We start from the raw sequence: 13,252 nt of genomic DNA on the forward strand, positions 1-13,252 counted from the left end.
GCCCGCCGCCGCGGGTCCGCGACTCAGCCCCGCGCCTCGGCGAGGACGCCGCCGGGCAGCGGCGTCTTGGCGTTGTTGAAGGGCGAGGTGTTGCGGCGGATCTCGTCTTCGCGGTAGCGATCGACGGTGCGGTGCCAGTTGAGGATCGCCGACATCCAGTGCTGGACGTCGGTGATGTAGGTGTCCAGGACGGCGCGGCCGGCGTCGTCCAGGTCGTGCTCCTCGGCCAGCGGCGGCACCTCCTCGGCGACGATCCGTTCGAAGCGGCGCATCCGCGCCGTCATCAGGTCGTTGACCACCTCGACGGCCTCGGGGTAGCCGCACTCCAGGAAGTGTTGGGCCACCAGGACTCCGTTGTGCATGTCGGCCTCGAACTCGATCTCCTTCTGGTAGGAGAAGACGTCGTTGAGCAGGGCGGCGTAGTCCATGGCCGCGCTGTCGAGGGCGCGGATCGGGCGGGACGCGAAGACCTCGGCGGGCAGCCGGTTGCCGTGCCGCAGCCGGGCCAGGTTCATGGTGAGCTCGGAGCCGAAGGTCTTGCGCCGCATCTCCACATAGTCCACGGGGTCGGGAATCCGGTTTTGGATCATGTTGGACAGTTCCCACAGCCAGGACTCCAGCATCACCTCGACGGTGGCGCGAAACTCGCGGCGCGCGTCGCGCGAGAACGCCGGGACGGTGCGCCGCCACAGGTCGGCCAGGCCCGCCTCCAGCGGGTTGGCGGGCTCGGGGACCGCGGCATCGTCGTCCAGCGGCATCAGCGGCAGCAGCCGCCTGTTCTGGGCCGCCGCGGCGGCGTAGTTCTTCGCCGCGCCGAAGAGCTTGGGGTACATGTCGTCGCCCCAGGTGCCCCAGGCCAGCCAGTCGCTGGCCAGGTTGAGTTCGGCGGGCGAGCCGTCCGGGTTGATGCCCGCGGCGCACAGCGCCAGGTCGATGCCGTGCATCTGGCGCTGTGTCCACACCCGGGCCCCGGCGAAGGCGGGCAGCGGGTCGAGCATCCCCATGTCGCGTGCCCATTCCACATTGTGCCGTCGCGCCTCGTCGAGGGCGGGGTTGAGCCGCACCTCGTAGGGCTGGTAGATGTCGGGAATCCGGCTGGCGCCGACCCTTTGGTGCGGAACGAAACCGTGCTGCCGCACCCCGGCGAAGGCCAGGCGGGCCGCGGCGGTGCCGATCCCGGTGGGCCCCAGCGACAGCCCCGGTGACGGCGCGTCGTTCATGTAGCGGCTGGAGCGCATGTGCCACTCGTGGCCGCCGGATTGCCAGTCCTGCAACCCCTTGACGTACGCGGCCACGGCCAGCTGCTGCGGCGGGGTGATGGCGTTGTCGGCGAACATCGGCGCCACCTCGGTGAGCGCGGTGTTCTCGAACTGGTGGAGTCGCGAGGTGAGCAGGTCGTTGACCAGCTCGGCGGACTCCTGTGTGGAGCGATTGAGGAAGCGCTCGAAGACGAGGATGGCGTTGGCGTTCTCGCCCTCGTCGGTGACCTCGCGCTGGTAGGAGAAGATGTCGTTGCGCAGGTGGACGCCGTCGGCGAAGGTGTCGCGCAGCACCCGCATCGGCCGCCGCTCGGCGATGGAGGCGGGAACCTCAGCGCGGGCGGCGTATTCGATCAGGTTGGCCGACCAGGGGGCGCCGCCGACCTTGCGCCGCATCTCCACGTACTCCACCGGGTCGGCGACCCGGCCGGAGGTGATGTTGGACAACTCCCACAGCGATTCCAGCAGCAGGTTGATGGACGAGGTCGTGAAGCGGCGCCGCCAGTCGGGCGACATCGCCGGGGCGGTGCGGTTCCACAGGTCGGCCAGTCCGCGCTCCACCGGGTTGGTGGCCTCGGGCATCTCCCCGCCGTCCAGCGGCATGAAGTCGGGCAGTCGGTCCAGGTACTCCTTGGCGCCGGCGGTGTCGCGGGTGCGCTTGTACACCTCGAGGAAGTGGTCGTCGAAGAAGAACACCCACACGTACCAGTCGGTGACCAGGTCGAGCGCGGGCGCGTCGCAGTCGGGATGGGTGTAGGCGCACAGCAGGCCGTAGTCGTGCTTGAGGAGCTCGGCCTCGTCCCAGATCAGGCGGCCGTCGGGGGCGCGGTCGTCCAGCATTCCCATCTGGCGGGCCCACTCGGTGCTGTGTTGCCTGGCGCCCTCCAGGTTCGGGTTGAGCCGGGCGGGATACGGCATGTAAAAGGCGGGCAGCCGGAAAGCCTGCTTTGTGGACATAGAGATACTCGAATCCTTCGGCGACAACGGTCACGTTCCGTCACCGATTCTATGCACCGCCGCCGACTCCTCGCATTCGCCCGCTTACCATCAGCGACCATCGATGTCGCCGGCCGGTCGCCGTCAGGCGGACGCGTGCTCGTAGATGAGGCAGTCGTGCCGGGGATCGCGGTCGGCGTCGTCGTATGTCCAGGTGCGACAGTGCTCGGTGAGCCGCTCGACGAACCGATACCCCGCCTTGGCCGCCACCCGCGACGACGCCACGTTGTCCGGATTGACCTCCAGCCACAGCCTGTCGACGCCCGCCCGATGCCCCCAGTCGCTCACCGCCGCCAGACCGCGCGACGCCCATCCCCTCCCGCGCTCGCCGGGGGCCACCCAGTACGCCACCTCCGCCGACGAAGGGCCGTCGAACATCAACCCGAACACGGCCACCAGACCCTTCTCCCCCACGGCCCCATAGGAAACCTGCCCGCGCTCGGGCACCCACTCCCGCAACGCCGCCACCGCGTCGTCCCAGCCGTACGGCCCCACCGGCCGCGGCCCCCACATCGCCGTGGACGTCTCGCGGGCGGTCGCGTCCACCACCAGGCGAGCGTCCGCCTCGGTGAGCGTCCGCACCCGCAGTTCGCCCAGGGGCTCGTTCATCGCGTATTCCATGCTCACGTCCTTCCTGACGCGACCAAAGTGTAGGCACGGGTGAACTACTGGCCAAATCGATTCGCCGGTCGGCCCTGTTTCGGTTCGGGGGATAGAGCGAGGGCGCGACTTCGGGGAGTATTGGATCATGAGCCCCGCATCCGAAAGCTCCGTGCCGTCCGACGGGCCGATGCCCGTCAGGCACCCCGTCGCCCCGCCCGACGCCCTGCCCGCCCCCGCCTACCGCGATCCCGGCTCCTCCGCCCTGCCCACCGCGTATCGATCCACCTCGGTCGTCGACCTGTCGGTGGAGCTTCGGCTCGACGGCGGCGAACCCGAGGCCGTCGAGAGCGCGCTGGCCGAGCTGCTGTACGCGGTGGGATTCGAGGTGGTGCACCGCGACACGCCCCCGGACGAACCGTCGCTGCGCTCGCTGCGGGTCCGTCCACGACGGACGGGAATCCCCACCTCAGTGGAGGATCGCATCGACAACCTGGTGCGGGCGGTGGAGTCGCGGGCCGCGGCCGCGACGGCGCTGCTGGAGGCGTTGCGTCACGCGAACACCGCCGAGATCAGGATCGGCTCGACGCTGCTGTACACCCTGGACGACGGGGCGCGGGCGGACGACCACTGAGGGAGCGTCACACCCGCGCGTGAGGTGTCCGGCGATCAGAAGTCGACGTCGGAGCACTGGTAGAAGGCGTTGCCCGTGTCGGCGATGGTCCACACGGCCAGGATGATGTGGTGTCCGCTGCGGGCGGGGATGTTGCCCGTGTGGGACAGGTCGGCGGGCGGTTGTCCCTGGAAGGGCACCACCAGGAACGGGTTGAGGTCCAGGTCGGCGCGGGTCAGGGGCGAGCCGGAGTCCCAGCCGTCCTTGGTGATGTAGTAACGGAAATCGGTGGTGGAGTGGCGGGCGGTGAAGTGCCAGCTGAAGGTGTAACTGCCCGCCGACACGTGGTTGGACGGCCAGGCGCGCACCTGGTCCAGCTGGGAGAAGCGGGAGTTGCCGCCGGCGCAGATCTGGCCGTCGGCGGGGCCGGCGTCGGGGAAGCCCTTGGGCCCCTCGACGCTTTGCGGCTCCCATTGGATATCGCCGCAGTCGGCGATGGCGCCCTGCTGGCAGAACAGGGCGCGGCTGGTGGGCGTGGTGGTGTATCCGTGGGCGAATGCCGGGGTGGCTCCGAGGACACCGGCGACGACGGCCGCGAGCAGACCGGCGGTCAAAGCGAGCATGGCGCGCACGGGGCGCAATGTGGACATGTCGCTTCCTTTCTCCTATATATGGAAACTTTTCTAATTATAAATGGATCGCCGTGACGGAGTCAATACAAAGCGCCCCGGGCGCGAGGCCCGGGGCGAGTGGAGAAGGCGTGATCAGTGGGCGCCCGCGCCGGTGAGGGAGCGGACCTCGAGTTCGGCGAACTTCTCGGCGTCGGGGGTCTCGCGGGAGATGACCGTTCCGAGCCAGCCGAAGAAGAACCCGGCGGGGATCGAGATCAGACCGGGGTTCTCCAGCGGGAACCACGCGAAGTTGGCCGACGGGAACAGGGCGGTCTCGCTGCCCGACACCACCGGGGAGGAGATCACCAGGATCACCGCGGTGAGCAGGCCGCCGTAGATGGCCCAGGTGGCTCCGGCCGTGGTGAACCTCTTCCAGAAGAGACTGTACAAAACGGCCGGTAGGTTGCCCGAGGCCGCCACGGCGAAGGCCAGCGCCACCAGGAAGGCGACGTTGAGGCTCTGGGCGAAGATGGCCAGCACGATGGCGACGATGCCGATGACGAAGGCGGCCAGCCGGGCCACCACCATCTCGCGGCGGTCTCCGTTGCCGCCCTTGGCACCGGTGAGCCGCAGGACCCAGCCGAGGCGGAGCCTGCGGGCCAGATTGCTGCCGCGGTAGACGTTGGCGTACAGGTCGTGGGCCAGAGACGACGACGAGGCCAGGGTCAGGCCCGCCACCACCGCCAGGATGGTCGCGAAGGCGACCGCGGCGATGAAGGCCAGCAGGATGGCCCCGCCGCCGGAGCCGCCGAGGAACTGCTCGCCGAGTTGCTTGGCCAGCAGGGGCGCGGCGACGTTGCCGGTCTGTTTCGGATCGGCGGCGGCCATGTCGGCCTTGCCGACCAGGGCGGCAGCGCCAAAGCCCAGGGCCAGGGTCATCAGGTAGAAGACGCCGATGATGCCGATGGCCCACAGCACGCTCTTGCGCGCCGACTTGGCGTCGGGGACGGTGTAGAAGCGGATCAGGATGTGCGGCAGGCCCGCGGTTCCCAGCACCAGGGCCATGCCGAGCGACAGCAGGTCCAGCTTGTGGGTGAGGATCTGCCAGGCCGAGCCCTCCTCGACGCCGTACTTCAGTCCGGGGCTGAGGAAGTCGGAGCCCGCTCCGGACTTGTCGGCGGCCTTGCCGAGCAGCCCGGAGAGGTTGAAGCCGAAGGCCACGAGCACCAGGACGGTCATCAGGGCCGCGCCCACCATGAGCAGGCAGGCCTTGATGATCTGCACCCAGGTCGTTCCCTTCATGCCGCCGACGACCACGTAGGTGATCATGAGCGCGCCGACGATCACGATGGTGAGGTTCTTGGCGGCGTCGGGGGTCATGCCCAGGAAGGTGTGGCCGGGCGCGATGCCGAGCAGCAGCGCCACCAGGGCGCCGGCGCCCACCATCTGGGCCAGCAGGTAGAAGATGGAGACGGTCACCGTGGACACCGCGGCGGCGGTGCGCACGGGGCGTTGCCGCATGCGGAAGGCCAGGACGTCGGCCATGGTGTAGCGGCCGGAGTTGCGCAGCAGCTCGGCCACGAGCAGCAGGGCCACCAGCCAGGCCACCAGGAATCCAATGGAGTAAAGGAATCCGTCGTAGCCCGACAGGGCGATCAGTCCCGCGATGCCCAGGAACGACGCCGCCGACATGTAGTCGCCGCCGATCGCCATTCCGTTCTGGAATCCGGTGAAGGAGCGGCCGCCGGCGTAGAAGTCGGTGGCGGTGGAGGTCCGGCGTCCGGCCCAGACCGTGACACCCAGCGTGACGACCACGAGGACGCAGAACAGCGCGATGGTGAGGGTGCGGGAGGTGGTGTCGACGGCGCCGGAGGCGAGCAGGGTCATGATTCCTCCTTTGTGGTGTCATCGCCGGAGGCCATGCGTTCGCGAATCGCCGCGGCGGCGGGGTCGAGGTGCTTGTCGGCGTAGCGGGCGTAGGCCCAGGCGATCAGGAAGGTGCTGACGAACTGCAGGACGCCCAGCAGCAGCGCCACGTTGATGTTGCCGGCGATCTTGATGGCCATGAATCCGCGCGCGTAGGCCGACAGCAGGACGTACAGGGCGTACCAGCACAGGAAGGCGATGGTCGCGGGAAACACGAAACGCCGCAGTGCTTTACGCAGTGCGGCGAATTCGGGGCTGTTCTGGACGGCGACGGGGTCGTCGGAGGCGGGGGGCGATCCGGGGTCTCTTGCCTTCGTGGACATTTCAGTCCTTTCCAGAGCTTGGGGCGGAGGGTGTGGGTCAGCTCGAGAGGCATATAGAGGTATTTACTTGATTCGATCAAAAGTGATCGTCACCACAGACTAATGGCGACGATCACTTTTTTGTAGACCCCAGGGCACTCGGGTCTCAACCTTCCAGCAGGCGCAGATCCGTCGGGACCAATGTGGTGCTCTCCATCAACTCGCGGATCAGGTTGTGGTTGAGGGTGTTGCCCACCGGCTCGCCCACCTCGTCGCGGGTCAGCCCGGCGACGCCGCGCCGCGACATCCGGGCGCGCACCTTGGACACCATGCGCTCCACGCGCTTGGAACTCCACTCCTCGTTGGGCCGCAGGTCCGCCAGCTCGGCGGCGGCCTGGTGCCAGGTCAGGGGCTGCGGGTACACCTCGTGCAGCAAATAGCGCTGGCCCAGCACCGTCAGGGCGAGGCGCTCGGGCTCCGCCAGCGCCCAGCAGCGCGGCGGCTGGGTGGCCTCGTCGGGCATGGTGCAGGGCTTCGGCTCCTCGGGGCCGGCCACGTAGACCTCGAGCAGGTGCTCGCGCCCGCCCGAGCCGCGGACGAACACCGGGGTATAGCCCATGGTGAGCGGCACGGGCTCGTCCTGGCTGAACAGCAGGCGGGAGTTGGGCAGCCGCAGCGGAACCCGCCCGGTGTTGGCCACCCACCAGCGGTCGGTGCGGAAGGTCAGCGACCCGTGGTTGCGGCTCACCCGGCGGTCGTCCTCGCCGAGGCACACGTGCACCTCGGGGCGGTTCCGTCCGAACAGGACGCTGCGGCCCTCCTTGGGGCGCAAGGTGATGCCGCCCGAGATCGCGAGCGCGTAGATGGTTCCGACCGGGGAGGGCGGCACCCCGTATGCCAGGCTCGCGTGGCGCGACGGGAGCGATCGTTCGCCGTTGCCGTTGGGTGAGACTTCCACGGTGGCCTCCTGGGTGTGGAAGAGGCGTTCCTCAGCTTGCCATGAACCATGGGGACGGGTCCTCACGACCCCGGTATTTCCGCCGCCACCGGAGCCGCGACCGCCTTGGCGGCGTCGCACAATTCGCGCTTCGGGCCGTCACCCATGACGACCACCACGACCAGTTCGGCGACGCGGTCCCCGTCGGCGTTGGCGTACACCCGATTGGAGACGCTGACCTGGCAGGAGTCGTCGCTGTAGCCGTCGGGCTCGACCACGGCGGGGTGGCCGGACAGGCGGTACAGCTTCCCGTCGTCGTTGGACAGTGGAGAGTCGTGATCGAAACCTATCAACAGGTTGTGACCCGAGTCGGCGCTGTGCCAGCGGCACTGCCAGTTCCCGAAACCCGCCGTGGAGTCGTGCCGGTCGACGCCGGGGAACGCGTCGGCGGCCTTGTCGTCCAGCAGGTCGCAGGCGTTCAGCCTGATCAGGGACGACGGGTCGGGTTTGCCGTGGCGGCGCGGGATCTCGCCGTGCGACAGCACCGTCACGGCGTGGTCCACCGCCGCCTCGGCCAGCGGGCACAGCCGCGGCTTGCCGTCGAGGGCCGCGGCGGTGACCTCCACCCGGTTGTCGTCGGCGAGGATCAGATCGCGGGCGCACTCGCCGTCGTTTTCGGGGGTGCGGACCACGTCGACGGGGCCGCTGGCCTCGACCTTGCCGCCCGCCTCGTCGCGGTCGCCGCGGTCCAGTTCGACCTGGACGTCGGCGTCGCCGCTTCCGGCGTCGACCAGCACGTCGCAGCGGTTGAAGTTGCCGTACGCGGGGTCCAGGTGCGGCCTGCCGAAGCGCTTGAAGGACTTCTCCGACAACAGCGAGCACGGGTCGGCGGTGGTCGGTGAGCCCATGACGGGGCGGGAGTCGATGTCGCCCTTGGCCTGCGGGGAACCGAACGGCAGCTGCAGCGCTCCCCACGCCGCCAGCGCCAGCACGACCACGGCCGCCGCCGCCCACAGCAGGGCGCGGCGCGGGACGGTCCTCGCCGGACGGGACCCTGCGGGGCCCGCGGCGGACACGAAGCGGCCGTGCAGGTCGGCGGGTCCGCCGTCGGCCACGCCGCGCAACGCGCGGCGGGAGGTGGCGGCGTCGGGGCGGCGCGACGGTTCCCTGCTGAGCAGCGCGGCGATCACCGGGGCCAGGTCGCCGGCCCTGCGCGGCGGGAAGACCTCGGCGTCGACGGCCTTGCGCAGCAACAGCATCCGATTGTCGATGTCGCCGAAGGGGGTGCGGCCCTCCACCGCGATGTACAGGGTGGCGCCCAGGGAGTACATGTCGGACGCCGCGGAGGGCCTGTCCCCCATCGCGACCTCGGGCGCCACGTAACCGGGCGTGCCGTACACGACCCCCGAACCCGACAGGGTCTCCTCGTCCCGTTCGACGCGCGACACCCCGAAGTCGCTGAGCTTCGCCGCGCCGGTCTCGGTGAGCAGCACGTTGCCGCGCTTCACGTCCCCGTGGACGATCCCCTTGGCGTGCAGGGTCTCCAGGGCGTCGGCCAGCTGCTCGCCGATCCGCGCCACCCTGGCGGCGGGCAGCGGCGGCGCCTCGGCCAGCGAACCGGCCAGGTGCTCCATGACGATGCACCACTCGTCGCCCTCCAGGACGCGGTCGAACACCGTGACGACGTGGGGATGGTTGACGCGGGCCAGCAGCCGGGCCTCGCGGCGCAGCAGTCGGATGTGGTCGTCGCCGTGGGTGTGGGCGCACTTCACGGCCACCACGCGGTCCAGCTCGCCGTCGTGGGCGCGCCACACGCTGCCTCCCGCACCGGAACCGATGCGTTCGTCCAGCCGGTACCGTCCAGCAATCAATTGACCGGTATGCATCGCTCTTTCGATCCATTCGCGGGGGTATGTCGCACAAGACTATGACACGGGCGTTTCGAGACACCACGGTACGTGACCGCGCGGGGGGAGCGGTCCCGCTCGGTTTGCTTAGCGTGCCCCACATGAGGAATCGGACCCGTGTCACCACCATCGTCGGCCTGGCGGCGGCGTTCGTCGTGGCGGTGGGTGGCCCGTTGGTCTCGGCCAACGCCGACTCCTACGGCGAACGCCTGGTCATTACCGAGGGCGGCACCCCGGATCACCCGAAGGTCTTCCACGGCAACGGCGAGCACGTCGACGGCATCACCGTCGAGGCCGACAATGTCGTCGTGGACGGCTACGTCGCCGACCACCCCGAGGCCCCGGGCGTCGAGATCACCGGAAGCAACATCACCGTCCAAAACGTCACCATCAGCGAGCCGCACGGCGGCGACGGCGACGGCATCCGCTTCTTCGGCGATCACCTGAAGATCCTCGACAACACGGTCGACAAGACGTCCAACGACAATGGACACGCCGACTGCATGCAGACCTTCGCCGACGACACCCCGGCCAGCCACGACGTCCTCATCGAGGGCAACCACTGCAAGCAGATCGACAACATGTGCGTCATGGCCGAGGGCCCCAACGACGGCGAGGGCGACGGCAACGGCCACACCTACAACGTGACGATTCGCAAGAACTTCTGCGAAACCCTTGAGGCGTCACAGAACCTGATGTTCGAGGACGTGCAGAACGCCACCATCTCGGACAATCAGTTCACCGGCAACACCGACCACGCCATCGGTCTGGCCATCGGGTCGACGGGGGCGCGGGTCAGCGGGAACACGCTCGACGACGGTATCGAGTGCGAGGTCGGCATCGACGAATCCTCAAGGGAGGGTTATCAGGGTCCCGAACCCGAATGTGAGCCTTAACCTCCGGCAAGTACACGGCGGACGGCGTAACCACCGCGCGCCGTCCGCCGTTCTTGCCGTTCACCAGTCGTCGGCGTCGTAGCCGTCGGGCTTGGGGGCCCGCACGACGCCGCGAACCGTGGCGCGATCGACCGTCCACGTGTAGTCGCCGCCCTCGTGGGGCAGCGGGGTGGTCTCGCGGTCGCGTTTCCTGGCGGCCTTGGAGGTGGCGGACGTCGGCGCGGTCTCGGTGGGTTCGAATGCCTGGCGCACACCGGAAACCACCGAGCGGTTGGTGCCGCGCCCGCCGAACTGGGCGCGGGTGGCGCGAATGGGGCGCGGCGCCTTGGGGTTGGAGACGACGCCGTTTCTGCCGATCAGGGAGCGCGGCGGGGTCGGCTCGCCCGCGGGGGCGGATCGGCCGCCGATCACGGGGCGGTTGAGGCCGTTGGCCGAGGGGCGCGGGCCGCGGGGCGCCATGCCCGAGGCCCCAGGGCGCGAACCGATCACGGGCCTGACCGTCGACTGTGGTGGACGGGGTCCGACGGCGGGGCGGGGACGCGGCGCGGGCGGCGGGGTGACGGGACGCGGGATCGCGGGAGTGGGACGGATCGGGCCCGGGGAGGCGGGAGGCGGGGCGGGTGTCGGCGAGGGGGTAGGCGGGGGCGGCACCATGGCAGGCGGTGCGGTGCCGCCCCCGGAGGGAGGCGCCGTCGGAGTGGCAGGACTCGGCGGCACGGTGGTCGGTGGGGCGCTGGGGCCCTGGAGTGCGGGGTTGTGGCCGTCGACGCCCGGGTGCGGCGGGACGGGGGTATGCCCGCCAGGGTCGGGCGGGGTCGGAGCGGTGCCGCCCGAGTGCGGCGGGACGGCGGCGTGCCCGCCAGAGTGGGGTGGGGTCGGAGCAGAACCGTCGCCACCAGAGTGGGGCGGGGTGGGGGCGGTGCCGCCCGAGGCACCCGAGCCACCCGCGCCTCCGCTTCCGCCGTCGGCCGTCGTCGAGCCGTCCGTGGAGTCGCCGCCCACATCGGGCAGTGGCACGTAGGTGTCGGGTGGCTTCATGTTCGCCGAGTGCGCCAGCGCCGTGTCGGCCGCGGCGGTCATGGTGAAGGCGGCGATCTCGTCGTAGGGCGCCCGCGCGGTCTCCTCGTCGCCGACGGCGGTGGCCTTGGTCTTCTGCCAGTCGGCGTGGGCGCTGGCGATGGCCTTTTGCGTGTCGCGAACGGTTTCGGCCACGCCGCTCCAGGACGCGGCGTTGGTCCTGGCGACGCTCGAGGCGTCCAGCAGCCGCTGGTGCCGCCGCTTCAGATTGTCCACATAGGCGCGCCCCGAGGCGCTGGTGACCGCCGCGTCCACCGAGTCGATGTTCGATCTCAGCTCGCGGGCCTGCGCCGCCAGGGCCTGGGACATGCCCTGCCACTGCCGCGCCTGCTCGTCCAGCAGGTGCGGCCTGTCGTTCTTGACGGATGCGTATGCCGTCTCGATGTCCATGTCGCTTACGCCCCTTCGGATTTCGCGGCCTCGGCGACGCGGCCGAGGCCGAGGCCGTTGTCGTCGTCCTGGCCGCTGAGCGCGTCGCTCAGCGCCTTCGTGGTGCGGCCCATGATCTCCAGGTCGTCGGTGACGGCGCCCAGGAAGGCGTCGGCGGTCCTCTGCTGGCCCAGGTGGTTGGCGATCACGGCCATCAGCACGGGGTTGCCCACCGCCGAGGGCCATCCCTCGAATCCCCCGGCGCTGTCCCTCATGGAGGCGCGGATCGGGCCGACGCTGCCGTGGAAGTCGTGCGCGTCGGAGGCGAACTTTCTCGACAGCCGCGTCATCTTGGCGGGGTCCAGGGTCAGGACGCGCTCGGTCGGCGCGTTGGCGGATCGATATACGGTCACGGCCACTCCTCGGTTGCGGGTCGCGGAACACCGAAAGTCTGGTCGCCGATGTCTAGGCGTCGGCTAGTCGCGCCGCCCGCGGTTTCGGGCGCCCACGCGTGGGGGCATCCGGGGTATCCTCACGGAGCGGTCACCCTCGGCGACCACTCGGCCCTGTGATCGCGGCCCCGCTCCCCCAAAGGATCGGACGTTTGCCCGATTGGCACGGCAGATCAAGATCACCAGAGTCTTTAAATGAACAAATATCGAAATCCAATCAACCGGAGCGATACGTGACCTCCTTCGAGCTGAAGGACATCACCAAGATCTTCCCTGGGAACGTCGTCGCCGTCGACAACATCAACGTCGACATAGCCAGCGGCGAGTTCATGGTGCTGCTGGGGCCGTCGGGCTGCGGCAAGTCGACCATCCTGCGCATCCTGGCGGGGCTGGAGATGCCGGACGCCGGCGAGGTCATCATGGACGGCCAGATCGCCACGTCCCTGTCGCCGCGCGAGCGCGGGGTGGCGATGGTGTTCCAGAACTTCGCGCTGTACCCGTACATGACCGTGCGGGAGAACATCTCCTTCCCCCTGCGGCTGTCGGGCCATTCGGTGGCCGAGTCCCACGCCAAGAGCGAGGAGATGGCCACCATGATGGGCATCGGCAACCTGATGGATCGCCTGCCGCAGCAGCTTTCCGGGGGCCAGCGGCAGCGGGTGGCGATGGGCCGGGCGCTGGTGCGGCGGCCCGAGATCTTCCTGATGGACGAGCCGCTGTCCAACCTGGATGTCGGCCTGCGCGCGGAGCTGCGCTCCGAGATCAAGTCGCTGGTCTCCGGCCTCGGCGTGACCACCGTGTACGTCACCCACGACCAGTCCGAGGCGATGACGATGGCGCACCGCATCGCCGTGGTGTCGCGCGGCAGCATCCAGGACATCGGTACCGCCAAACAGATCTACGACCAGCCCGCCACCACGTATGTGGCGGCGTTTCTGGGGACGCCGCGCATGAGCCTGCTCGAGGCCAGGGTGGACGTCCAGCTGGACCAGTACGTGGCGCTTCAGTTGGGGCCGCAGGAGATCCGCCTGCCGTGGAACGAGATCCAGAGCCGCACCGTGGCGCGCTATCACGGGGAGTACATCACCGTGGGGGTGCGCGCGGAGTCGCTGCGGCTGTCGGCCGAGGATCCGCGGTTCCATCTGTTGCGGGGCACGGTGCACTCCACCGAGCATCATGGACACGAGACCCTCGTGAACGTCCACATCGGCGCCAAGGCGGTCGTCCTCGAGGGCCTGCGCGACTCCCCGCCGCCGCAGCCCGGCGGCGGTCGGCGCCGCGGACTGGCGGGCCTGCTGCGCCGCCTG

Annotated in this window: 12 protein-coding genes; 3 read left to right on the plus strand and 9 right to left on the minus strand. The window is 69.6% G+C overall.

The window, feature by feature from the left end; genetic code table 11:
* Nucleotides 1–23: 23 nt before the first annotated feature.
* Nucleotides 24–2,216 carry a terpene synthase family protein gene (locus tag VE172_RS14750; RefSeq protein WP_324802682.1) on the minus strand — a complete coding sequence of 731 codons (2,193 nt, stop codon included), beginning with the start codon at nucleotides 2,214–2,216 and terminating at the stop codon, nucleotides 24–26.
* A gap of 123 nt (nucleotides 2,217–2,339) precedes the next feature.
* The gene (locus VE172_RS14755; protein ID WP_324802683.1) at nucleotides 2,340–2,876 is read right to left on the minus strand and encodes a GNAT family N-acetyltransferase; all 537 of its coding nucleotides are present in this window, start codon (nucleotides 2,874–2,876) and stop codon (nucleotides 2,340–2,342) included.
* Nucleotides 2,877–3,003: 127 nt separating this feature from the next.
* Here VE172_RS14755 and VE172_RS14760 point away from each other — a divergent pair, with 127 nt between their 5' ends.
* Complete coding sequence (locus VE172_RS14760; protein ID WP_324802684.1) at nucleotides 3,004–3,489, plus strand: hypothetical protein; 486 nt, start codon at nucleotides 3,004–3,006, stop codon at nucleotides 3,487–3,489.
* Between the two features lie 35 nt (nucleotides 3,490–3,524).
* Here the strand turns inward: VE172_RS14760 and VE172_RS14765 are convergent, their stop codons facing one another.
* From VE172_RS14765 to VE172_RS14785, 5 genes are all read right to left on the minus strand, one after another.
* Nucleotides 3,525–4,118: a lytic polysaccharide monooxygenase auxiliary activity family 9 protein gene (locus tag VE172_RS14765; RefSeq protein ID WP_324802685.1), complete on the minus strand. Its 594-nt coding sequence runs from the start codon at nucleotides 4,116–4,118 to the stop codon at nucleotides 3,525–3,527.
* A gap of 114 nt (nucleotides 4,119–4,232) precedes the next feature.
* Complete coding sequence (locus VE172_RS14770) at nucleotides 4,233–5,969, minus strand: solute symporter family protein (protein ID WP_349258390.1); 1,737 nt, start codon at nucleotides 5,967–5,969, stop codon at nucleotides 4,233–4,235.
* Nucleotides 5,963–6,328 carry a DUF485 domain-containing protein gene (locus VE172_RS14775; RefSeq protein WP_324802687.1) on the minus strand — a complete coding sequence of 122 codons (366 nt, stop codon included), beginning with the start codon at nucleotides 6,326–6,328 and terminating at the stop codon, nucleotides 5,963–5,965. The genes VE172_RS14770 and VE172_RS14775 overlap by 7 nt, the downstream gene beginning before the upstream one ends.
* 145 nt (nucleotides 6,329–6,473) lie before the next feature.
* On the minus strand, nucleotides 6,474–7,265 hold the full coding sequence (locus VE172_RS14780; RefSeq protein WP_324802688.1) for an FHA domain-containing protein: 792 nt from the start codon (nucleotides 7,263–7,265) through the stop codon (nucleotides 6,474–6,476).
* 62 nt (nucleotides 7,266–7,327) lie between these two features.
* The gene (locus VE172_RS14785) at nucleotides 7,328–9,130 is read right to left on the minus strand and encodes a serine/threonine-protein kinase (RefSeq protein ID WP_324802689.1); all 1,803 of its coding nucleotides are present in this window, start codon (nucleotides 9,128–9,130) and stop codon (nucleotides 7,328–7,330) included.
* 122 nt (nucleotides 9,131–9,252) lie between these two features.
* On the opposite strand from VE172_RS14785, the gene VE172_RS14790 reads away from it, so the two are divergent.
* Nucleotides 9,253–10,047 carry a right-handed parallel beta-helix repeat-containing protein gene (locus VE172_RS14790; protein ID WP_324802690.1) on the plus strand — a complete coding sequence of 265 codons (795 nt, stop codon included), beginning with the start codon at nucleotides 9,253–9,255 and terminating at the stop codon, nucleotides 10,045–10,047.
* 60 nt (nucleotides 10,048–10,107) lie between these two features.
* Here VE172_RS14790 and VE172_RS14795 read toward each other — a convergent pair whose 3' ends face one another.
* The gene (locus VE172_RS14795) at nucleotides 10,108–11,514 is read right to left on the minus strand and encodes a hypothetical protein (protein ID WP_324802691.1); all 1,407 of its coding nucleotides are present in this window, start codon (nucleotides 11,512–11,514) and stop codon (nucleotides 10,108–10,110) included.
* Nucleotides 11,515–11,519: 5 nt separating this feature from the next.
* Nucleotides 11,520–11,906: a hypothetical protein gene (locus tag VE172_RS14800; protein ID WP_324802692.1), complete on the minus strand. Its 387-nt coding sequence runs from the start codon at nucleotides 11,904–11,906 to the stop codon at nucleotides 11,520–11,522.
* Nucleotides 11,907–12,178: 272 nt separating this feature from the next.
* Here VE172_RS14800 and VE172_RS14805 point away from each other — a divergent pair.
* Nucleotides 12,179–13,252 (plus strand): ABC transporter ATP-binding protein (locus VE172_RS14805; RefSeq protein WP_324802693.1); only part of this gene is annotated, 1,074 nt, incomplete at its 3' end.

Origin of the sequence: Stackebrandtia sp. (genome assembly GCF_035643755.1) — a bacterium.
Classification (GTDB): domain Bacteria; phylum Actinomycetota; class Actinomycetes; order Mycobacteriales; family Micromonosporaceae; genus Stackebrandtia.